17 protein-coding genes and 1 tRNA gene are annotated in these 21,961 nt (G+C 46.0%); 15 read left to right on the top strand and 3 right to left on the bottom strand.

Annotated features, from left to right (window positions below; genetic code table 11):
- Positions 1-160: 160 nt before the first annotated feature.
- Positions 161-1,090 (bottom strand): phosphodiester glycosidase family protein, encoded by a 930-nt coding sequence (locus QUA25_RS20025; protein WP_333040820.1) that lies wholly within the window; start codon positions 1,088-1,090, stop codon positions 161-163.
- A gap of 71 nt (positions 1,091-1,161) precedes the next feature.
- On the opposite strand from QUA25_RS20025, the gene QUA25_RS20030 reads away from it, so the two are divergent.
- Complete coding sequence (locus tag QUA25_RS20030) at positions 1,162-1,968, top strand: pentapeptide repeat-containing protein (RefSeq protein WP_333040823.1); 807 nt, start codon at positions 1,162-1,164, stop codon at positions 1,966-1,968.
- 82 nt (positions 1,969-2,050) lie between these two features.
- The gene (locus tag QUA25_RS20035) at positions 2,051-2,179 is read left to right on the top strand and encodes a hypothetical protein (protein WP_333040825.1); all 129 of its coding nucleotides are present in this window, start codon (positions 2,051-2,053) and stop codon (positions 2,177-2,179) included.
- 204 nt (positions 2,180-2,383) lie between these two features.
- On the opposite strand, the gene QUA25_RS20040 is transcribed toward QUA25_RS20035, so the two are convergent.
- Positions 2,384-2,468, bottom strand: a tRNA-Ser gene (locus QUA25_RS20040).
- A 214-nt stretch (positions 2,469-2,682) separates the two neighbouring features.
- On the opposite strand from QUA25_RS20040, the gene QUA25_RS20045 reads away from it, so the two are divergent.
- The 8 genes from QUA25_RS20045 (at position 2,683) to moeB (ending at position 9,635) form a co-directional block, all read left to right on the top strand.
- Positions 2,683-3,051: a 2Fe-2S iron-sulfur cluster-binding protein gene (locus QUA25_RS20045; protein WP_333040827.1), complete on the top strand. Its 369-nt coding sequence runs from the start codon at positions 2,683-2,685 to the stop codon at positions 3,049-3,051.
- A gap of 34 nt (positions 3,052-3,085) precedes the next feature.
- The gene (locus QUA25_RS20050; protein WP_333040829.1) at positions 3,086-3,601 is read left to right on the top strand and encodes a thermonuclease family protein; all 516 of its coding nucleotides are present in this window, start codon (positions 3,086-3,088) and stop codon (positions 3,599-3,601) included.
- 113 nt (positions 3,602-3,714) lie between these two features.
- Entirely contained in the window at positions 3,715-4,530 is an 816-nt protein-coding gene (locus QUA25_RS20055; RefSeq protein ID WP_333040831.1) for an inositol monophosphatase family protein, read from the top strand.
- 101 nt (positions 4,531-4,631) lie between these two features.
- On the top strand, positions 4,632-5,528 hold the full coding sequence (locus tag QUA25_RS20060) for a DnaJ domain-containing protein (RefSeq protein ID WP_333040833.1): 897 nt from the start codon (positions 4,632-4,634) through the stop codon (positions 5,526-5,528).
- A 444-nt stretch (positions 5,529-5,972) separates the two neighbouring features.
- Complete coding sequence (locus QUA25_RS20065; RefSeq protein ID WP_333040835.1) at positions 5,973-7,208, top strand: ATP phosphoribosyltransferase regulatory subunit; 1,236 nt, start codon at positions 5,973-5,975, stop codon at positions 7,206-7,208.
- A gap of 144 nt (positions 7,209-7,352) precedes the next feature.
- A complete protein-coding gene (locus QUA25_RS20070) occupies positions 7,353-7,580 on the top strand; it encodes an indolepyruvate ferredoxin oxidoreductase subunit alpha (protein WP_006635695.1) in 228 nt (75 codons plus the stop codon).
- 323 nt (positions 7,581-7,903) lie between these two features.
- Complete coding sequence (locus QUA25_RS20075) at positions 7,904-8,383, top strand: M67 family metallopeptidase (protein ID WP_333040837.1); 480 nt, start codon at positions 7,904-7,906, stop codon at positions 8,381-8,383.
- A gap of 79 nt (positions 8,384-8,462) precedes the next feature.
- Complete coding sequence (moeB, locus tag QUA25_RS20080) at positions 8,463-9,635, top strand: molybdopterin-synthase adenylyltransferase MoeB (RefSeq protein WP_333040839.1); 1,173 nt, start codon at positions 8,463-8,465, stop codon at positions 9,633-9,635.
- Positions 9,636-9,872: 237 nt separating this feature from the next.
- Here moeB and alaS read toward each other — a convergent pair whose 3' ends face one another.
- Positions 9,873-12,524: an alanine--tRNA ligase gene (gene alaS / locus QUA25_RS20085; RefSeq protein WP_333040841.1), complete on the bottom strand. Its 2,652-nt coding sequence runs from the start codon at positions 12,522-12,524 to the stop codon at positions 9,873-9,875.
- Positions 12,525-13,652: 1,128 nt separating this feature from the next.
- Between alaS and QUA25_RS20090 the strand changes: the two genes are divergently transcribed.
- The 5 genes from QUA25_RS20090 to QUA25_RS20110 are packed head-to-tail and all read left to right on the top strand — an operon-like array spanning position 13,653 to position 21,954.
- A complete protein-coding gene (locus QUA25_RS20090; RefSeq protein WP_333040842.1) occupies positions 13,653-14,261 on the top strand; it encodes a hypothetical protein in 609 nt (202 codons plus the stop codon).
- Positions 14,262-14,267: 6 nt separating this feature from the next.
- Positions 14,268-16,982 carry an OmpA family protein gene (locus QUA25_RS20095; RefSeq protein ID WP_333040843.1) on the top strand — a complete coding sequence of 905 codons (2,715 nt, stop codon included), beginning with the start codon at positions 14,268-14,270 and terminating at the stop codon, positions 16,980-16,982.
- A gap of 2 nt (positions 16,983-16,984) precedes the next feature.
- Positions 16,985-17,521 (top strand): Rab family GTPase, encoded by a 537-nt coding sequence (locus tag QUA25_RS20100; protein ID WP_333040844.1) that lies wholly within the window; start codon positions 16,985-16,987, stop codon positions 17,519-17,521.
- Positions 17,518-19,074, top strand: coding sequence for a PAS domain-containing sensor histidine kinase (locus tag QUA25_RS20105; RefSeq protein ID WP_333040845.1), 1,557 nt, complete (start codon positions 17,518-17,520; stop codon positions 19,072-19,074). Before QUA25_RS20100 ends, QUA25_RS20105 begins: the two co-directional genes overlap by 4 nt.
- Before the next feature lie 57 nt (positions 19,075-19,131).
- The gene (locus QUA25_RS20110) at positions 19,132-21,954 is read left to right on the top strand and encodes an adenylate/guanylate cyclase domain-containing protein (protein WP_333040846.1); all 2,823 of its coding nucleotides are present in this window, start codon (positions 19,132-19,134) and stop codon (positions 21,952-21,954) included.
- The last annotated feature ends 7 nt before the right edge of the window (positions 21,955-21,961 follow it).

The raw sequence follows: 21,961 nt of genomic DNA on the forward strand, positions 1-21,961 counted from the left end.
CACGGCAATCGTTTGGGAGTTTCTTGTTGCCGAATCTATCTTCCTTTACCTCTCCTTGAATATCTGCGGAATGTGGGTTCAAAAAAAACTCACTGCTGAATAAGAAATTTTGTGGGTATTTAAGCGAACTTTTGTATTAGTAATGAAGGCAATCAATACCCTATTTATTTGAGTATGCGGAGGCATCATTATTATCCCGCGCATAAAATCCCAAATGATTGGCAAGTGGACGTTCCTGCATGGGGATTTTATTCTGAATCGGAGCATTCAACAGTTTCGGCCCTGACGGCGATGCTACTGCAAAAGTTACCGAACCGCCACCATCTAAATTTAGCACTGTCTCGGCTCCCAACTGCATCGAAATATCAGTTATTTCGCTCAATTTCAGCCCTTCACTGTAAAGCCTCTGCTTGCCGTCTGCCAGAATTAACCACAACTTGTCGCCTGTTTTGTCGATCGCCGCGACGGCACGGGGATAGGGTTTATCCTGTGTGCGTTCTTTCTGACTTTGTGCTACGGGTTGGCCATTTTTCACCAGCAAAGTATCTCCGGCAACTGCATAGGCTGTTCCCGCAGGACAAGTGCCGTTTTCGATTATTTGAGCGCGGTTTGTGGCATCAAAACAAAGGGCTGGAAAGGCTAGGTCTGGTTGAGAATAAGCTTGGCTTTTGGCAATGGCGTGTCCGACATTATTTACTCGATCGCCACTGCGAGGATAGTAATTCCAAGGTGCTTGCTCGATGCAGGGATAAAAAAAATTGCCGTTGACTGCTAATTGCAATTTAAATTCTTTCAGGAATTCAGTAGCGGTGCGGGCATTGGTTTCTGTTAAATCGGCTGTTGGGTTTCCGGGAGTGACAAAAATTCCTATTCCCGGCGCTTTTAGGTCGATGCTAACAATGTGAATTAGGGTGGGACGCGGATTAGTCCGAAATTCCCTGCGGTAGGCTATTCCCTGAAATAGCGATCGGGCTTCGTTTGTTTGTTGGGGACGCAAAAAGTAGGGAATGTTGTAAAGTAGTATTGGTGCGAGCAATATTCCGAGACCGAGAATATGCCAAATTTGTTTGAACGTGGGCCGATAAGTCATACCATTTTAGATTTTAGATTGGGGACGGAAACACTGACAGATTTATATATTCTCCAGCATCCTCTACTAATATGAAGTATTCGGATTCCAATAATTTTAGCAATCAAATTTTACGAAATCGATCGTTCCAAGGACAAGTTCTTAACGGTGCTGATTTCAGCGGTGCGGATGTTAGAGGCTGCAATTTTAGAAATGCTCAGTTAGCGGGTGCGAATTTTCTCGGTGCAAAAATCGGGCTTTCTCGGCGACAGATTGCTGTTTTGAGTGCTGGGGCGATCGCGATTTGTTTGGTTGTGGGCGATGTTCTGACTCGACTGATTTTGGGAGCCCAAGGACAAATACCGGACTCTGGCAGTTGGCCTTTTGTTCTGTTGCTGTACGGGGTTTTGAGCGCTGCTGGTTTCGCTTCGGCGATCGCCAGCAAACAGCCAAAAACCTCAGCGGGTAGATGGGCACGAACAATTTCTGCTATTCTATCAGGAGCTTTGTTGGGATTTTTTTATGCTGGCACTGCAACTAATAATAATTCCCAGGCTGCTATTGCTGGAATGGCGATCGGCGGGGTGTTAATGTTTTTTGTGAGTTCCCGGATTCGCGGCCAATTTGCACAGGTGGCGATCGCATCGGCTGGAAGTGTGGCAACTTACGCAGCGGCTTTTTTGTTCAGTGCAACGGCGAGCGCTTTTCTGAGCACTCACAAACTGTTTTGGGGTATGTGTTTCGGTTTGCTGTCGCTGCTGTATCTTTGGTTTGCGTTTGTGTCTTTCTCGGCTATTGTTCGAGAGATTGGAAATGCTGAGGGTACGTCGTTCAGAGGGGCAAATCTCGCTGATGCTAAGTTCGATATAAATTACCTCAATTTAAAATCTAAGATTTAAAATCTAAAATTCCCAGACTGATATTCAAACAGCAATTGATCCAGCAGAAAGCGACGCTTTGCTGCAAACGGTGAGGGAGCAAATGGCCGTCGAAAATTTGAATCCCAGCGACAGCGAACTGCTCAAAAAGATGGTCGAATGTATGGGAGATTCGCAGGGAATGGTGAGGCTGAGTTTAGCCGATACACCATATCGCTGGCGATTGGTGTAGGTCACTATGGTGTTCTATTATTGGCATTATATCGGGGCGTTTATTCTCGGTTCGATCGCCCGTAATTTACACTCAAAAATATAAAAGCTAGAGCCCTTGATTTTTCTAAAAGAATTCAAGGACTCTCGCTCTCATCAAAGTATTTATCTCATATCAGAGATTTTTGTTGCAAGCTGGTTTTTTTTGCCTAAACAGCTTGTTTAACGGAGAGGGAGGGATTCGAACCCTCGTTAAGTTGCCCTAAACACACTTTCCAGGCGTGCGCCTTCAACCGCTCGGCCACCTCTCCAGGGCTAAATTCATTCATTTAGCCACAGCTAAACTATCTTAGCAGAACAAATCTGATTTGGGAAGGGGTAACGGCATAAATTTGCTGTTTAATATGGGTAGGGTGTGAAACGGGCAGGCTTGGGTTCTCCTCCCTGGGTCGCAAACCCATTCATTTCAAGGATCTTGCCCCGCCAACCCCAATCTAAAATCTAAAATCTAAAATCTAAAATTCCATGACTAACTCTTACACAATTAAAATTCATAACAGACAGACAGGCGATCGCCATACCGTGCGAGTACCCGAAGACCGCTACATCCTCCAAAGCGCCGAAAACCAAGGAGTAGAATTGCCCTTTTCCTGCCGCAACGGCGCTTGTACCGCCTGTGCGGTGCGCGTCAATTCGGGGGAACTGCACCAGCCAGAAGCAATGGGGCTTTCTGTGGAACTGCAAAAAGAGGGTTATGCCCTGCTGTGCGTCAGCTATCCCCGTTCCAACATCGAGGTAGAGACGCAAGACGAAGACGAAGTGTACGAACTGCAATTCGGCCGCTACTTCGGCAAAGGTAAAGTTAAAGCCGGTTTGCCGTTGGATGAAGAATAAGGCAATTTGATAAATAATCAACTACCAATTATCCATGCTTTATCGGTTATGTGCGATCGCCCTGTGTCTGTTGCTAGCTAGCTGCCAAAAACCAGAAATGCCCCAAGGTACGATCGCCAAAGTAGAAAGGGCCATCAGCGGCCAAACAATCGAAGTTATCAGTACAGCCGACAAAATAGCCTTATTAGAACAAATCAGGCTGATTGGTATTGATGCGCCGGATTTAAAACAGCAGCCTTGGGGAGAAGCAGCCAAACAAAGACTAGAACAGCTAATTGGGGGAAAACAGGTATTGTTAGAATCCGACATCGAAGAGAAAGACCAGTTCGATCGCAAACTAGCCTACTTGTGGCAAGATAAAATTTTGCTCAACGAACAGCTAGTCAAAGAAGGTTATGCCCTGGCCTCAGTGCGATCGCCCAACACCAAATATCAGCAGCGACTCATCAACGCTCAAGAATGGGCGAGACTCATGGGTAAAGGCCTGTGGAATCCAGAACGAGCTTTGCGCCAAACTCCCGCAGAATTTCGCCAGCAAAATCGGAAATAGTCAGTTGACAGTTGACAGTTGACAGTTGACAGTTGGCAGTTGACAGTTGTCATTGGAAGCAATTCCCAATTCCCAATTCCCAATTCCCAATTCCCAATTCCCAACAATTCCTAATGACAGACAATCAACTGCAAAACTTCTTAGAAATAGCCACCGAAGCAGCCCTAGCCGCCGGTTCCGTCCTGAAATCTTTCTGCGGAAAATTAGAAAAAATTCAAGAAAAAGGGCGATCGGGCGATTTAGTCACAGAAGCCGACAAAGCCTCAGAAGCGGTTATCTTAGAAATTCTCGGCCGCCACGTACCCGACCACGCCATCCTCGCCGAAGAATCCGGCAAATTAGGGGATGCCAGCAGCAAATACCTGTGGGCGATCGACCCTTTGGACGGCACAACAAATTATGCTCACCAATATCCTTTTTGGGCCGTGTCGATCGGACTTTTAATCGACGGTATACCACAAATTGGAGTAATTTACGACCCTTTTCATAATGAATTATTTCGGGCAGGCAAAGGATTGGGAGCAACCTGCAACCGTTCGCAGATCGAAGTTTCCCAAATCTCAGAATTGAGAACCAGCTTGCTAGTCACTGGCTTTGCATACGATCGGCGCGAAACAGCAGACAATAACTATGCCGAATTCTGTCACCTTACCCACCTCACCCAAGGCGTGCGCCGCAGCGGTTCCGCATCCCTAGACCTCGCACACCTGGCGATGGGGCGATCGGACGGATACTGGGAACGGGGACTCGCCCCTTGGGACGTAGCAGCAGGTGTAGTCATCGTCTCCGAAGCCGGAGGTCAAATTACAGCTTATGACGGCAGTGCCTTTGAGATGAACTCGGGTCGGATTTTGGCCACAAACGGCAAAATACACGCCGAACTCAGCAGCGCACTGCTAGCAGTTCCTCCCTTATCTTCTTGGAAGTAGCGCCTCCCAGCAATAGATCGGGGGTAGTACGGGGGTCACAACCCCTTGACTCAAGCTACATTAAAGAATAGTGAAAAGCCAGGAAAGGAAGAGTAAAAGTTATGTCTTTTGAAATGACAAAAGGGCTGTTCAAGTATGACTTTACAGATCAGCACGCAATTTTGGGAATTCCCTTAGACGCCGAGTTTAACGACATCCGCAAGCGCTACATGAAAATCGCCCGCCGGTTGCATTCGGATACTTGCTCTTTTGAAAGCCAAGCCGATAAAGATTGGGCTAACCAATTTTTGTCAAAAGTAGTCAATCCGGCTTACAACAAATTCTCCAAGGAAAGCGATCGCAAAGAATACAGCCTGCTATTAGGAGCCATCGGCAAGCGCGTTGTTAAAGAACAGGCGAAAATGCAAATTGAAAGCGAAGCAGCCAAACAGTTAGCTACCGCTAAAGATTGGGAAGAAGCTTACAAAACAGCAGTTAGCAAACTCGCTCTCAAGCAGTACGAATCAGTTAAGGAAACGCAAGAGGCGATTAATCAAATTAGCGAACTCAACATGGTTTACCTGCTGCGAAAAGAGCGCCAAGCCCCAACCGACCTAAAAAAAACAGACCCCCCAACCCCAACCCCAACTCCAACCCCAACCCCAACCCCAACCCCAACCCCAACTCCGGCAACAGGCTCGCCGGCCGAAGCCTATTGCCGCCGAGCTCAAGGATTTATGGACAGCAAAAGTTACGCCAAAGCAATTATAGAGTTGAAAGAAGGCGTGAAACGCGATCCGAAACACAGCAAGACCCACGCTTTGTTAGCAATGTGTTACGTTGAACAAAATCAAGCCACAATGGCAAAACTTGAGATGAACAAAGCTTTGGCATCAAATCCTGAAGAACCGACGGCTTTGGAGGTTAAGAAAAAGCTGGAACAAGCTTCCGCAAAGGCAAAAAAAGGTGACGAGAAACCAGGATTTTTTGCAAGTTTGTTTGGCGGGAAGAAGAAGTGAGAAGTTGTGATTTGTGAGTCTTGAATTTTGAGAAAATGGTGAACTGCACAGCAGTGGAGTGAGATAGATCAAAACAATCAAGACTTGGTGAGATCAAATCCGGTGACATCGGAATTATACCGTCAGTGCGATCGTCCCGCGAGATCGGGTGATCCAGAAAGAGCGGGACGATCGCACTGACCGGGAAAATGATTATTCCCATGCAAACCAAAACGCTATCACGCCTTCATTTGTTAAAGTCGAAGATTAAGCTTGCCTGCTTCGACTTTAACACCGTCCCTAAAGCTAAGCTTCTAAGCCCAATCTAAAATCTAAAATTGATATGACACCTTAATTTGTTAAAGTCAAATGTTAAGCTTGCCTCGTTAGACTTTAACACCGTCCATAAAGCTAAGCTTCTAAGCCCAATCTAAAATCTTCTAAAGTCTAAAATCTAAAATTGATATGGTTCACCAACCCCCATCCGGTGCAAGAGATTTATTGCCCCTTGACGTTGCTCAAAAAATTTCGATCGAACGGCGCTTACAGCAGGTTTTTCACCGCTGGGGCTATCACCGGATTATTACCTCTACCCTAGAAAGGCTGGAGACATTAATGGCTGGGGGTGCGATCGACCGATCGACCTTAATTCAACTGCAAGATGCCGAGGATGGAGAACTTGGTTTGCGGCCGGAATTGACAGCATCCATCGCCCGCGCGGCTGCGATGCGGATGGCCGGGACTCGTTGGCAGCCTCAGCGCCTCTACTACAACGCCAACGTGTTCCGCAAAGGCCCCGATACTGGCTCAGGCGGGCAACAAGAGTTCTATCAAGCTGGGGTAGAGCTCCTAGGCGCGGGGGGGACGGTTGCGGATGCGGAAGTGCTGCTGCTGCTGTCTGAGTGCTTGCAGAGCTTGGGAATTGATGACTGGCATTTGGTTTTGGGAGAAGCGGGCTTGACTGCAAGATTGCTAGAACCGTTTCCGCCAAATGTGCGCCAGAAAGTTCGGGGGGCGATCGCCAATCTCGATCGAATTGCCTTGGAAACTTTGCCGCTGTCAACCGAATTGCGAGAAAGAGCTCTGCTGTTATTTGACTTGCGCGGCCGCCCAGAAGAGGTGTTGCCAATTGTTGCCAAGCTGGATTTAGATTTGCCACAGCAAGCCGCCTTAAATAATCTCAAATCGGCGATCGAATTGCTGCACCAATGTCAGTCAAAAATTCCCAATCTCAAATCCCACATTCACCTCGATTTGAGTTTAATTCAAACATTTGACTACTACACTGGAATTGTGTTTGAAGTTGTCAGCAGCAGCAAGACAGGACAGCGAGTTTTAGGACAAGGGGGACGCTACGACCAACTGTTGGGACTGTTCGATCCGCAAGGGCAAAATTCCCCCGGCATCGGGTTTTGTTTGAATATTGAAGATTTGCACCAAGTTTTGCTGACAGAGGGGCAATTGCCCAGCCAGACGCCAGCTAGCGACTGGTTGGTTGTGCCTCAAACTCCTGAAGCTAGTGCAGCCGCGTTTGCTTACGCTCGCAAACTCCGAGACTCTACTCACCTAGTTCGGGTAGAAATAGATTTAGAGAGTCGGGAGACAGCAGAGTCGGCGCGGGAATACGCGCGCGATCGACGAATTGCTCAAATTGCTTGGGTAAATGCCGAAGGATTGCCAACAATTGAAACGGTAAATTAGGCTAATTGGTAATTGGTAATTAGTAGTTGGTAATTGGTTAGAAATCACCTGATATGATATTATGTATCCTGCTGATTGATAGAAGGTTTTGCCAATTACTAATTGCTAATTCCCTATCTACCTAAAATCTTTTGAGAGAACACTATGGCACACACTATTGTTACGAATATTTGCGAGGGAATTGCTGATTGCGTTGGCGCTTGTCCGGTGGCTTGCATTCACCCCGGCCCCGGCAAAAATGTCAAGGGTACTGATTGGTTTTGGATTGATTTTGATACCTGCATTGACTGTGGCATTTGTTTGCAGGTGTGTCCTGTCGAAGGTGCGATCGTTCCAGATGAGCGACCTGAGTTGCAGCAAACTCCCTCTTAATTGCAACTTGATTGCAATTGAGGGCTAGATAGCTACATTAACTAAGGGGTAAGGTGCGCGACCAGGCGCACCTTACAGTAATTTTTTTATGAACCGCAGAGGGCGCAGAAGACACAGAGAATAGGAGTGAGAAATAGTCGAAAAATCTAACGTTTAGATATCTACGTGCAGGTAATTAATGAGGTTACTTTTGTGAGTTCTTTCTCTTCCCTTCTCTTCCTTCGTGTCCTAGCGCTTACGCGCGGCTTCGCCTAACGCGTCTTCGCGGTTCGTTAAAGAAAAAGCCCGAGCGCACTTTACAATAAAATCTACAATAAAATCCTATGCCATCGATCGCACTTTCCGACTCTCACATTTTATCCATGCGTACCCACGCCGAAAGCGCTTATCCTGAAGAATGCTGCGGTTTGTTGCTCGGTCGAGTTACTAGCGATGTTAAAACTGTGGTAGAAGTTTGGCCAACTGACAATGCTTGGAGTGCGGAAGCTGAGGAGAATTGGCCTGAACAAAAAGGATTGACAGAAAGACGCAGATATGCTATCAGACCCGAAGATATGTTGCGGGCGATGAAACATGGGCGCGATCGCAATCTGGATATTATCGGTATATATCATTCTCACACGGATTGTCCGGCAGTGCCCTCAGAGTGCGATCGGACATTGGCCTGGGCCCAATACTCTTACATCATTGTGTCCGTCCGACAAGGCTGTTCAGAAGACCTCCGCAGTTGGAGTCTTGACGGAGAGGGGAACTTTCAAGCAGAGGAAATTCTCGCACTGGAACCGACTGAGATTAAGAAATAATTAGTAAAAATAACAAACACGTAAAAATGCGAAAGATTCAGATAGGATATAATTCAAAATCTGCGCTACACACAATATCATGCTAAATCCTAATCTGGACGAGATCCAGCTCAACAAACAAGAATACGAACGCTACTCTCGCCACCTCATCCTGCCAGAAGTTGGATTGGAAGGGCAGAAGCGTCTCAAAGCTGCCAGCGTGCTCTGCATCGGTACGGGAGGTCTCGGTTCGCCGCTGCTGCTGTATTTAGCCGCCGCCGGTGTTGGCCGCATTGGGATTGTAGACTTTGATGTTGTAGACCATTCCAATTTGCAGCGGCAAGTAATTCACGGCACTTCTTGGGTTGGGAAACCGAAGATTGAGTCGGCTAAAAATCGGATTTTAGAAATTAATCCTTTTTGTCAAGTTGATTTGTACGAAACTCGCGTTAGTTCGGAAAATGCGATCGACATTGCCACTCCTTACGATATCATTATCGACGGCACGGACAACTTCCCGACTCGCTATTTGATGAACGACGTTTGCGTGCTTTTAAACAAGCCCAACGTCTACGGTTCTATCTTCCGATTTGAAGGGCAAGCCACAGTTTTCAACTACGAAGGCGGCCCGAATTACCGCGATTTGTACCCAGAACCCCCGCCTCCTGGGATGGTTCCTTCTTGTGCAGAAGGCGGCGTTTTAGGCGTTTTGTGCGGAGTTGTCGGGTCTATCCAAGCAACGGAAGCTATCAAAATTATCTTGGGTCAAGGCACTACTTTGAGCGGCAGACTGTTGCTTTACAATGCCTTAGATATGACGTTCCGGCAATTGAAACTGCGGCCGAATCCAGTGCGCCCGGTAATTGAAAAGTTAATCGATTACGAACAATTCTGTGGCATTCCTCAAGCAAAAGCGCAGGAAGCAAGTCAGCAAACGCAAATTCCTGAGATGACTGTCACGCAACTTAAGGAGTTAATCGACAGCGGTGCGAAAGATTTTGTCTTGTTGGATGTTCGCAATCCCAATGAGTATCAAATTTGTCAAATTCCTGGGTCGGTTTTGGTTCCTTTGCCGGATATCGAACACGGCGCAGGTGTCGCCAAGGTCAAGGAATTGTTGAACGGCCACCGCTTGATTGCACACTGCAAAATGGGCGGACGTTCTGCGAAGGCTTTGGGGATTTTGAAGGAAGCGGGAATTGAGGGGATTAATGTTAAGGGCGGGATTACTGCTTGGAGTGAAGAAGTAGACCCGTCTGTACCTCAATATTAAGTAGCAAAGCAGGACACGGCACCGTGCCTTTCATCGTGTCAATTTAAGCCGAAAGCCCGCCAGGGACTGAAGTCCCTGTCTAATAGCTAAAGTCCTCTTAAGAGGACTAATGAGTTCTTCAGTCCTCATAGCGAGGACTTTCGCTTTGAGACAGGGGTTAAAACCCCTGTCGGACTGCGGGTTTGACGTGTTTGTTGACACTAATGCAGGGAATCGTGTCCCCACATAAAAGGCCGATTAACCCAACCCTTCAAGCAACTGATTCCGAGCACTTTCCAACGCTTCCTGCAACTTACTTGCATCGCGTCCCCCAGCTTGCGCCAAATTAGGCCGCCCGCCGCCTTTTCCGCCGCAAATTTGAGCAATTCCCCCGATAAACTTGCCAGCTTGCAATCCTTTCTTATTAACTTCTGGACTAAAAGCTGCCACCAAACTTACCTTATCCGGTTCAGGAATTGAGGCCAAAACAACCGCAGCATTTCCTAACTTTTGCTGCAACCTTTCCGCCGCAGTTTTCAGCGCTTCCGTATCCACATCTCCCAATTGAGCTACAATGATTTTGAATTCGCCGATCGCCTCCGGCGCACTCAGCAACTGGTCTGATTTCGCGATCGCCAATTCCGACTTGACAGCAGCCAAATGTTTCTGAGTATCCTTCAACTCATTCTGCAAATTAGTAATCCGGTTCGGCAATTCTTCAGGCTTCGCCTTAAATCGATCGCCCAAATCGCGCACCACCTTATCGCGCACGTTCAAATAGTCCAAAACAGCTTGACCGGAAACCGCTTCAATCCGGCGAGTACCCGCCGCTACCCCGGCTTCGGAAACAATCTTAAACAGCCCGATTTCTGCCGTATTGCTGACGTGAGTTCCGCCGCACAATTCCATCGAAACGCCGGGAAAATCGATAACCCGCACCACATCGCCGTACTTCTCGCCAAACATCGCAGTCGCGCCTTTTTCTCTCGCAAGGGCGATCGGCATTTCTGCAACGACCGCAGCGTGCGCTTCAGCAATCCAACTATTAACTAAATCCTCAATTTTCTGCAACTCTTCTGCTGTGACAGCGCGCGGAGAATTGAAATCAAATCGCAATCTTTCTGACGATACCAGCGAACCAGCTTGCGAAATCGAATCGTCCACAATTTTCCGCAAAGCTGATTGTAATAAGTGAGTTGCTGTGTGGTTTGCCTGAATTCGGCGGCGGCTGCTGTTGTCAATTTTCGCAGTAATACTATCGCCAACTCTCAGCGTTCCCCGTTCCACCAAGCCGAAATGCACGAAGAAATCCGATTCCTTCTTCACATCATCAACTCTTACCAACAAACCATCACCATTATCTCCGCTTTTCAAATAACCTTTGTCCCCAATTTGTCCGCCGGATTCTGCATAAAACGGCGTTTGGTTCAAAACAACTTGTACCTCAGTGCCGGCGGCTGCTTCCTCGACAGATTTGCCGTCAACTAAAATAACTTCCACCTCAGCTAAAATCGACAATTCAGCATAACCGACAAACTCAGTTTTCTGGATAGTTTCAGCCAACTTATCCAAAGAACCCTGCACGGTTAAATCGATTGTTTGGCGAGCATCTTTAGCGCGAGTTTGCTGTTCCTTCATCGCCCTTTCAAAGCCGTCCAAATCCACAGTAATTCCCTGTTCCTCAGCAATTTCTTGAGTCAGTTCTAAGGGAAAACCGTAGGTATCGTAAAGAGTGAAAGCATCTTGACCGCTGATTTGTTGGTTTGCTTGCTGTTTTGTGCGATCGACAATTTCCTCCAGCAGCTTCTCTCCGCGTTCCAAAGTCTTGAGAAACTGCGCCTCTTCCCTTGCCAATTCCGCCTTAATTTGAGCTTCCCGCCGCCGCACGTTCGGATAAGCTGCTTCCGAAAGCGCGATCGCACTTTCAGCCACCCGCACCGTAAATTCGCCCTGAATTCCAATCAGTCGGCCGTGGCGCACCACCCGGCGAATCAACCGCCGCAAAATGTAACCCCGACCAACATTCGACGCGCGAATTTCGTCCGCAATCATGTGCACCACAGCCCGAATGTGATCGCCAATTACTTTCAGCGAAACTTTGACTTTTTCATCGCTATTGTGGTAATCAATCCCGGCAATTTCTGCTGCCGATTGAATGATCGGAAAAATCAAATCTGTTTCGTAATTATTGGGGACTTTCTGGAGGATTTGCGCCATCCGTTCCAGTCCCATGCCAGTATCAATATTTTGATTTTGCAGCGGTGTTAAATTGCCCTCTGCATCTTTATTGTACTGCATGAAAACCAGGTTGTAGAATTCAATAAACCTGGTATCATCTTCGAGGTCAATATTGTCGCCTCTCTCTGGGTGGAAATCATAGTAAATCTCCGAACACGGGCCGCAGGGGCCAGTCGGGCCGGATTGCCAGAAATTGTCATCTTCTCCCATGCGCTGAATGCGATCGCCCGGAATGCCAATTTCATCGCGCCAAATCGCAAAAGCTTCGTCATCTTCTCGGAAAACACTAACAACCAAATTCGACGCTGGTAAACCGAAAACTTCCGTCGAAAGTTCCCACGCCCAGGCGATCGCCTGTTTCTTGAAATAATCCCCGAAACTGAAATTCCCCAACATTTCAAAAAACGTGTGGTGGCGGGCGGTGCGGCCGACGTTTTCGATGTCGTTGGTGCGGATGCACTTTTGAGAAGTCGTGGCGCGCGGTGATTCGGCGTTGCGCTGTCCGAGAAATATCGGCTTGAATTGTAGCATTCCGGCGATCGTCAGCAACACTGTCGGATCTTCGGGCACCAAAGAAGCACTCGGCAATATCTTATGTCCCCGCTGAGCATAAAAGTCGAGGAAGGTTTGGCGGATTTGGCTGCCACTGAGAAACTTAGGAGAAATAGACATGACAAAAACACTTAAGTATGTAAAGATGTAGCAACAATAGAATTTATAGGACTTACGCACGGGTGTCCAGAAACCCGGTTTTTAAACCAAAATACTTGCTTAAAATCCTCAATCTGGGTAAAAAAACCCGGTTTCTTGGTTACGAGTGCGTGAGTGCTAACTTACATCTATTTGGAGATTCATATCATTATACTTAGTAATGTAAAGACCTATCAAGTTTTGCAAATAGTGCTTTACTCCTCCGAAAGGCCATGCTAACTTAATAATAGACACCGGGACAGAAAGAGAAAGGAGGTCACTATATTTAGAAAGAAAGTTCAAGGATATAGGCATGGTGTCTCCGGTCTAGATTCCCAGGCGCAGCAGAAATTAACCGAACACAACTTGGAATAGTGGCGAACTGCCGATCGAGCAGTCAAGCCAAACCGCAGTCAAGTAAGACTTAGTTGTCGTTGTTAATTAAAAGTAAAGCTGCACAAGTTGTAAACCCTAGTAAGTAACAGTTCTCAATCGGAAACACATCTCGTTTGTTAGAAAAAACAAAGCTCTCATATTATTGGGTCTGGTCGCTGTCGATCGGGCCCTATGAATTTTTATAGGGCGATCGCAGGAGAAGAGGCTTCGAGGGGCACAGAGGGGCCGAGTTGGGCTGTATAAGTGCTTTCTGCTCAAAGGCTACATCCCTGGGAGCCGATCGGCGAGCGATCTGTGCAGCTTTTGAGTTATATATTATATATAATAGGACGTGGGCGCCCGCCCCCGCCCGCTTTTTGCCGGGGATCAAGCGCTGTGGTATGAGGCACTGTCAAGATGCGATATCATTGAAGATGTCAGTACAAGACATTAAAATCTACCCCGCTGTCCTGTATAGCAGCAAATCTACGCTTCTCTGAGCTTGCTGCAAGCAAAGGATCGCCAACCGCCATTTTTGGTGACAAGACCAGGCTCAAAAATTTGAATCTCAGGATATTTAGAGTCAAGACTCTAAAAAATCCCATCTCCGAGGCAGGGGTGAGAGTTCAAAAAATAAAAGCCCGCCCACTCAAAAAAGCTAGTGCCACCAACAACGGTAGTAAATCACTAGCACAGTTCTTAAACTCACAATCTCCGGAGATTCTAGGTACAAGCATGGCCGAAATAAGTAAAGAAGAAATGCGCGAACGGCTGGGAAATATCGACCAAATTCGCGATATAATTTTTGGAGCGCAGCTTAGAGAATACGACAATCGCTTCGATAAAATAGATTCCGACTTGTCCATGATGCAGCAAGATATGCAAGCTCGCATCGAACAAGTGAAGACAGTTCTGTCGGGAGAAATGAGGGCTGCCGTTGATTCGTTAGAAAAGAAAGTTAAATCGCTCAGCTCAAACACCCAAGAAGAAAGTGCAGACATCCGTCAGCAAGTCGATCGCGTTAACCGAAAATTCTCCAGCAGCATTGAAGCCCTTGACGAGGCTATTGACAATCAAACCCGTTCGCTTCGCGACGAACTCTCCCAAACCAGAGAGCGACTATCTGAAGAAACCCGCACTTTGAAAACACAGGTTTTTGAAGAACTAGATCGTCGATTTTCTATGCTCAGAGATGTTAAAGTTTCTAGAGACGACATGGCAGAAATTCTCTTTGAACTCGGTATGAGGCTCAAAGGAACAGAATTTGTACCCGAACTTAAAGGCGTTGCGGATAATAAGTTAAATACGGAATTTCTGTTGCCGGAGCGCCACCATAACGGATAATAACGCATGGCTTTACCGAAAGAAAATCCGGCTGACGAAAATGAGTTAGAGGGTTTTGTTTCTCAACCTGACGAGTCTGCTGCCGATGCAGCAACCCAGCTAGAACCCTTGCTTAATCTGTTAGTCGATCTCAAAATTTTTGCAGGTTCCAACCAGCAAAATGCAGAGCCCGAAGATGACAGCAGTGGCGAAAATAATCAAGCTGGGGCCCTCGGCGGGTTGATGGATTTGTTAGGTATTTCTGAACAAGCGCCAGAGGAAGTTGCAGCGAGTGTAACCGAAACTAACGATCGCCAACCTGAGTCTGGCGATTCCCCGCCTGTTGCAGACGAGTTCAAAAGTTTGCTATTCGCTACTCACAAACTCAACACTTCAGAACTGGAAAAAGACTATTCCTCAGCTAAAACTATAGATGTTTCCGCGATCGCCCAGCCGGATTTGGAGGAGGCATCACAGCCTGTCCAAGAATTGTCTAACTTGACAATGAAAGATTCTCTACAGGAAGTACAGGCTCAAGAATCCCACGGGTTCGATCGGCAACAAGATATTTCCCCTCCCGAAACCGAGTCAAAATCCTCGGAAATTCCCGATAATCCCATAATTTCCACAGTCTCAGACTCACCAGAAACTGCAGATTTAGATCCGGTGGTTGCTTCGCTTCAATCGATGCCAAACTTGGTAGAACAGCCGACACCGATATCGCAGCCAGGAGAAATATTAGGCCAAATTAAACAGGATTTAAATGAAGCCGACAGCGCCATGGAAAGGCTGCAAAATCTGATGTTCGGATCGCAAATCTCGGATATCGAGCAAGTAAAAAGTCTGCTGGCAGAAAACGATTTGCCGGGGGTGCGCCACCTGATGGCAACAATCGACGATAAATTAGGAAAATTGGAGCACCAAATCTACGAGCCCCAAGAGTTGATTGAGTTGATGCTGCCTTGGATCGCAGAAATTCTCAGCCGTAAAATTGCCGATTCCAGAGAAGAAGTTGTCAAGGCGATCGTCCCAATTATTGACGAAGTGATTAGGGCAAAAACTCACGAAAACAAGTCGGCAATGAGTGCGGCAATAGCTGAGCTGCTTCCCGACGCACTTGCTCAACAAATAGTGAATTCGCCAGCGGAAATTGCCAAGGCGATCGCCCCAGAAATCGGTCTGGCGATTAAAGAGCAAATTCGCCTCGACCAAGAGTCGATCGCCCAAGCCCTCGCCCCCGAAATGGGCAAAGCGATTACAGCCCAAATAAAACTCGAACGCGACTCTATGGTGGATGCGCTCTATCCCGTAATTGGCAGTACAATTGCCCGATACATGGCAGAAGCTATTAAGACAATCAATGAAAAAGTGTCAAATGCCATCAGCGTGGAAGGATTCAAAAGAAAAATTCGCTCCAAAGTACAAGGAGTTTCCGAAGCTGAATTAATCCTCCAAGAATCAGTACCCTTCACCGTCCAAGCAGCATTCTTAATTCAAAAAGCATCAGGCTTAATAATTTCTGAAGTTCAAAACTCAGAAAGCTACCAGTTAGAATCAGAAATGGTAGCAGGAATGCTCACAGCTATTCGCAGCTTTGTCAACGAGTGCATCGTGCAGCCGGGAGAATCTTCCGAACTAAATCAAATTGAATACGGCGCCTCAAAAATTCTGCTAGAAGTAGCGGGATATTGCTACATAGCCGTCGTGATTAAAGGAGAACCGCCAAACTTGTTCATCCAAAAAATACGACAAACCGTTAGTAATCTCATCCTTAATTATGGTCAAGTAATTCACGAGTTTAACGGCGATCCGGGTACTATACCGGACTCGCTGCACCCGTGTATAAAAACTTTATTCGACCCGCTACAAACGGAAAAATCAACAAAACCCCCGATCGCCCTAGCTGCTATCAGTTTAGCCGCCTTGAGCTTAATCTTAGTACCTTGGGGAATTTATCAGTACCGCAGCAGTGTTGATCGCCGCCTCGAAGCAAATGCCATCGCAGCTTTAGCATCCACTCCCGAATTAGCAGTTTACCGCTTAGATGTTGCAGTGGATGGCAAAACTTTAAAGCTAACCGGTAAGTTGCCAAATCAAGAATTGCGGGCACAAGCCGAAAAAATAGCCGCATCAACTGCACCAAAATTGCAATTAGATAATAGAATTATAGCTGTAGATGTGCCCCCAGATCCAGTTTTGACGGCGGCTGAGGTGCAGCGGATTACCGCCGTTTTGAACCAGAGAGAGGGCGTTTCTATTTCTACGCGGTATGGCGATCGCAAACTTACAGTAGAGGGCCGAGTTAGAGACGGTGCAGACGCACAGAAAATAGCTCAGTCCCTGAAGCAAATTCCCGGTGTTCAGTCGGTCATCAGTACGATTAAATTAGAGCCGCTGAAGATTACAACCCGCATCTACTTCGAGCAAGGAACGACAAAATTAGACTCAACAGATGAAGAAATCATCGCCAGTGTCAAAAAATTCATGGATCAATATCCTCAAAAACAGATTAAGATAATTGGGCACAGCGATCAAAGTGGAGAACTTGCTACAAATCAACAGTTGTCGCTCAGGCGTGCCGCAGCAGTGCGAGATGCTTTAGTGCGGCAAGGTGCTGACCCAAAGCGCCTCCAAACGGTTGGCATCCCCCATCCTCCTGCCGACGTGGAACCCAATCAACCGCGAATTTTAAGCAGATGCGTGCTATTTGAACCCATAACTAAGACCATAAACACTAAATAATTATGTCAGTTACTATAGCTAAAAAAATGTGTATGATCGGCGATTTTGGCGTGGGCAAAACCAGCCTAATCCGCCGTTTTGTCGATCGGCAATTCAGCGACCAATACCTCTCCACCGTGGGAGTAAAAATTTCTCGCAAAAACGTAGAATTAGAAGGCGTAAAACAGCGGGAAAACGTGACTGCACAGTTGCTAATTTGGGACTTAGAAGGGCATACAAAATTCAAAGGAATAGCACCGACTTACTTGCAGGGAGCAAGCGGCGTTTTGATCGTTGCCGATGTCAGCCGCTCGGAAACAGTTGAGCGAATCTCCGAACACATTCAGCTTTTTTCTTCAGTCAATCCTAAAGGATCAATTATCGTAGCTTTGAACAAAGTAGACTTGATTGATGAGGAAAAATTGGCGCTGCTAGTGGAAATGTCCCATTCGATAAGTCAAGACAAAGTAATAGCAGTGTGCACGACATCTGCTAAAACAGGCAAAGACGTTGACGAAATTTTCTACAAACTAGCTTACACAATGGTAGAACAAGTATGAACCCTCTGTTAAGAAAACTGTTAGGCCCGCGACAAACACAGTATTTTGTAGTTAATCACCATTTCATCATTCAGGCAACCTCCGCCGAAGTGCAGCATTATGCCGATACTCCGGGCGAGGCGATACCCGGTGCAGATGCGCGCCTAAGTTTTCCCGAACTGATTGGCATTGAAAATATCCTCATGTCTATCATTATGGGACGGTTGCCGGGTTTTGAAGTCAAAGGTATCGCTCGGTTTGCCGACCCGAATCGCCCTTTATACTTTGATATGTTGGCTATCAAATATGAAGAACAACAAGAAGATGTGCCAAGTAAATTGCTAATTTTGATTGAAGATACCACCGAAAAGATGGTAATGAAGCAATCCTTGATTCAGAGGGCGAATGAAGCTAATCTTTTGGTTAGTGCCTTAGCCGCTTCTAAAGATTATATAGATAAAGTTATTCGTTCGATGGGCGATGCTTTGTTGGTGACAACAACATTAGGAACTATCAAAACAATCAATCAATCTGCACAATGGTTATTTGGGTATAGCGAAGCAGAATTGATCGGCAACCCCCTGTCTTTAATAGTAGTAGAAGAAACATTAATTTACCAAGCTCGCCACCGCTATATTTTGTCTCAAAAAGAGCTGCGGAGAGAACTAGAAATAGTCTGCACTACAAAAGCAGGAGAAGAAATTTGGGTAGAATTTTCCTGTTCGGCAATTCAGACAGAATTAGAGGGACTTTACGATTTCATTTATATAGGTAGGGACATCACAGAACGCAAACAACAAGAAATAGAAATTCGTCGTTCTTTAGCAAAAGAGCAAGAACTCAGACAGGTAAAATCTCGTTTTTTCTCGATGATTGCTCACGAATTCGGCAATCCTTTAAGTACAGTATTATTTGCTACTAAAATCCTCCAAGACTACGGCGACGATATCACCCACGCGGAAAAACAACAATACCTGCAACACGTTAAATCAGCATCTCAACAGATGGCTCAGCTATTAGATGACGTGCGGTTGCTAAGCAGCGCCGAAGCAGGAAAACTCGAATTTTATCCTGCACCAGTTGACTTAAAAAAATTTTGCAGCGAGTTAGTAGAATCAATTAAAATTAGTTATGGAAAAAATCATACAATTAACTTTATTTATCAAGAATTAGTTACGCCCGCGAAACAAAATGATACCGACTCGCAGGAAACGCAACAGTGGCCCGCACTAGATCCAAAATTGCTGCGGCACATCTTGACAAATTTGCTGTCAAATGCTGTCAAATATTCGCCCCTCGATAGCCATATTTATTTTGAATTAAATTGTCACAATAATGAAGAAGCTACATTTAAAATTAAAGACGCAGGTATTGGCATTCCTCTCGAAGACCAAGAACAACTCTTTGAATCTTATTATCGAGCCAAAAATGTCGGAAAAATACCCGGTACAGGACTGGGTTTATCCATAGTCAAGCAGTGTGTAGACTTGCACGGAGGTCAAATCGAATTTTCCAGTGAGATAGGGCTAGGCACTACCTTTATAGTCAGAATTCCATTTGAGAAACAGAGATAAATAAATTAATTTTATATAATTAGATCCAGAGGGCGCCTTCAATACTAAAAACCTCACATGAAAACCTTGTTAAAAAAACTGTTAGTTCCCCACAACTTGGAGTACCTAGCACTGGATAAAAACTTTTTAATCCAAGAAATCTCTCTGAAAGTGCAGCGGTTTGCCGACTGTCCCGAGGAAGTAGTCGCCGGCAACGATGTCCGCATTCCCTTTCCCGAATTAGTGGGAACTGAAGAAATTTTAATCGATATTTTTGAGAAACGTTTGCCAAATTTTGAATTAAAAGCGATGACGCGACTATTAGAAAATGGTTCGCGGCTTTATTTTGATATGTATATAGTCGAGTTCACCAATGACGAGAATTATCAGAGATTAATTATATTTTTTCAAGACGTAAGCGACAGGATGGCTTTAGAACAAACTCTAGTGCAAGCTACCAATGAAATGGATATTTTATTGAGTACCTTAGCTGCTACTAATAATTATGTTGAAAAAATTATTACTTCAATGGCCGAAGTTTTGTTGGTAACTACAGCCTCGGGAAAAATTAAAAAAGTCAATCAAGCGGCTCAAGATTTGTTCAGTTACAGCGAATCAGAATTAGTAGGCCAGCAAATAGACGCTCTTGCGGCTTTTGGCTCCTCTTTGCAAGCACTCAGCCAGGAGCCTCAACACTTGCAAACTAACGCCGAAGTAATTTGCACGGCAAAAACCGGAGAAAAGCTAACAGTTTCGTTTTCCTGTACGGCGATTTCGACTGATATTAAAGGTTTTTCTGGCTCTGGGCCCGCCCTTCAAGATTTCGTGTACATTGGCCGCGATGTCACAGATAGACAGCGCGCCCGCAAGCGACAAATAACTCAGTACGTCACAACTCGCATCCTGTCGGCATCCGAAACAATCAAAAAAGCTATAGCAGCTATTCTCCCCGTAATTTGTGACAGCTTGGGATGGGATACTGCCGAACTTTGGATGCCCGAATCTGGGGAAAAACTGCTGTCAGAAACTAAGAGAATAACTGCGGTTTCCGACCCCAATTTGCTTCGCTGCGTCGCCAGTTGGACAAAACGCTCAGTTTCTATCCCCAAATTTGCCGAATTTACCGAACAAATGACTTGTGCGTTTGGCGAAGGATTACCCGGTTTCGTTTGGGCTAGCGGTTCCTCTCAGTGGATTGCCGATGTCGCAAAAAGCGACAGTTGTATGCGCCGCGAAATCGCTGCTGAAGAAGGGCTGCACGGAGCTTTTGGTTTTCCAATTGTGGGCGACTACGACCCGGACAATTCTGCAAAGTCTGTGTTGGGGGTGATGATTTTATTCAGCCGCGAAGTGCAGTGTTTTGATGAAGAATTGCTCCAGATAATGGCAACCATCGGCAGCCAACTCGGTCAATTTATCAAGCGTAAGCAAGCGGAAATAGCTTTGCGGGAAAGCGAAGAACAACTGCGAGACTTATTTGAAAATGCTACTGACTTAATTCAAAGTATTGGAGCAGACGGTCATTTTTTGTATGTAAATCGGGCTTGGCGGGAAACTCTGGGCTACACCGAAGCAGAAATTGCTCAAATGACTGTTTTTGATATCATTCATCCGAACAGTTCGCCAGAGTCTCTGGATATATTGTATCAAGCTATTACCGAACAGACGGTAAATGAAAATACATTGTATCCAGACTCTATTGAACTAACATTTATTACTAAATATCAGGAAAAAATTTTACTAGAAGGCAGCATAAGCTGTAAATTTGCGGTAGGTTCGCTAGTAGCGATTCGCGCTATTTTGCGAGACATTACTGCTCGAAAAATGGCCGAAGACGCCCTAGCAAAATCTGTGTCCCTGCTGCTAGCAACTTTTGATTCTACTGCGGACGGTATTTTAGCGATTGACAGGAGCGGAAAAATCGTCACTTTCAATCGACAATTTCTGGAAATGTGGGGCATACCTGATGAAGTGATGGCACTGCGAGACGAAGCCACAACGATCGCCTTTGTGCTGAACCAACTCAAAGAACCCCAAGCATTTCAAGAAAGAATACAATCGCTTTACGAGCAGCCAGAAGCCGAAAGTTACGACTTGTTGGAATTTCAAGACGGCAGATTTTTTGAACGCTATTCGCAACCGCAGCGGCTGGGGAATACAATTATCGGCAGAGTGTGGAGTTACCACGACATTACGGAACGCAAACAAGCAGAAGATGCCCTGCGGGAAGAACAAGAAAAATCAGAAAAGCTGCTGTTAAATATCTTGCCCAAGGCAATAGCAGAACGCCTCAAGAAAAACGAAACTACTATTGCCGAATACTTTCCGGAAGTGACTGTTTTGTTCGCCGACATTGTGGGGTTTACTGCTTTGTCTGCCGTCATGAATCCGATCGAACTCGTGGATCTCCTAAATAAGATTTTCTCAGGATTCGACCTTTTGTGCGAACGGCACGGTTTAGAGAAAATCAAGACCATCGGCGACGCATACATGGCAGTAGGAGGACTGCCTGAACCCAGGGCAGATCACGCAGATGCGATCGCCAAAATTGCCCTAGATATGCAAGCAGAAATAGCCAGATTTAATGCTAATAATAATAAATATTTTAGCATCCGCATCGGCATTCACAGCGGCGCGGTTGTTGCCGGAGTAATTGGTATAAAGAAGTTTATTTACGATTTATGGGGCGACACGGTAAATATTGCTTCCCGCATGGAATCTCAGGGTTTGCCTTGGCGGATTCAAGTGAGCGAAACTACTTATAAATTGTTGGAAAACAAATATTTATTTCAGGAGCGAGGAATGATTGAAGTTAAAGGCAAAGGGGTAATGAAAACTTATATTCTCATTGGTCGAAAATCAGGCAGCTCATCAGTCATCAATCATCTGGCTGATGACTAAAAGTATT

The organism is Microcoleus sp. Pol17C6, from assembly GCF_036701145.1.
Taxonomy (GTDB): Bacteria; Cyanobacteriota; Cyanobacteriia; order Cyanobacteriales; family Microcoleaceae; genus Microcoleus.

Excerpts from the sequence above, each read along its gene's own strand:
- QUA25_RS20100 (WP_333040844.1), top strand. The coding sequence starts at position 16,985 with ATGTCAGTTACTATAGCTAAAAAAATGTGTATGATCGGCGATTTTGGC.
- QUA25_RS20110 (WP_333040846.1), top strand. The coding sequence starts at position 19,132 with ATGAAAACCTTGTTAAAAAAACTGTTAGTTCCCCACAACTTGGAGTAC.
- QUA25_RS20030 (WP_333040823.1), top strand. The coding sequence starts at position 1,162 with ATGAAGTATTCGGATTCCAATAATTTTAGCAATCAAATTTTACGAAAT.
- QUA25_RS20105 (WP_333040845.1), top strand. The coding sequence starts at position 17,518 with ATGAACCCTCTGTTAAGAAAACTGTTAGGCCCGCGACAAACACAGTAT.
- QUA25_RS20035 (WP_333040825.1), top strand. The coding sequence starts at position 2,051 with ATGGCCGTCGAAAATTTGAATCCCAGCGACAGCGAACTGCTCAAAAAG.
- alaS (WP_333040841.1), bottom strand. The coding sequence starts at position 12,524 with ATGTCTATTTCTCCTAAGTTTCTCAGTGGCAGCCAAATCCGCCAAACC.
- QUA25_RS20055 (WP_333040831.1), top strand. The coding sequence starts at position 3,715 with ATGACAGACAATCAACTGCAAAACTTCTTAGAAATAGCCACCGAAGCA.
- QUA25_RS20070 (WP_006635695.1), top strand. The coding sequence starts at position 7,353 with ATGGCACACACTATTGTTACGAATATTTGCGAGGGAATTGCTGATTGC.
- QUA25_RS20090 (WP_333040842.1), top strand. The coding sequence starts at position 13,653 with ATGGCCGAAATAAGTAAAGAAGAAATGCGCGAACGGCTGGGAAATATC.
- QUA25_RS20065 (WP_333040835.1), top strand. The coding sequence starts at position 5,973 with ATGGTTCACCAACCCCCATCCGGTGCAAGAGATTTATTGCCCCTTGAC.
- moeB (WP_333040839.1), top strand. The coding sequence starts at position 8,463 with ATGCTAAATCCTAATCTGGACGAGATCCAGCTCAACAAACAAGAATAC.
- QUA25_RS20025 (WP_333040820.1), bottom strand. The coding sequence starts at position 1,090 with ATGACTTATCGGCCCACGTTCAAACAAATTTGGCATATTCTCGGTCTC.
- QUA25_RS20060 (WP_333040833.1), top strand. The coding sequence starts at position 4,632 with ATGTCTTTTGAAATGACAAAAGGGCTGTTCAAGTATGACTTTACAGAT.
- QUA25_RS20095 (WP_333040843.1), top strand. The coding sequence starts at position 14,268 with ATGGCTTTACCGAAAGAAAATCCGGCTGACGAAAATGAGTTAGAGGGT.
- QUA25_RS20075 (WP_333040837.1), top strand. The coding sequence starts at position 7,904 with ATGCCATCGATCGCACTTTCCGACTCTCACATTTTATCCATGCGTACC.
- QUA25_RS20050 (WP_333040829.1), top strand. The coding sequence starts at position 3,086 with ATGCTTTATCGGTTATGTGCGATCGCCCTGTGTCTGTTGCTAGCTAGC.
- QUA25_RS20045 (WP_333040827.1), top strand. The coding sequence starts at position 2,683 with ATGACTAACTCTTACACAATTAAAATTCATAACAGACAGACAGGCGAT.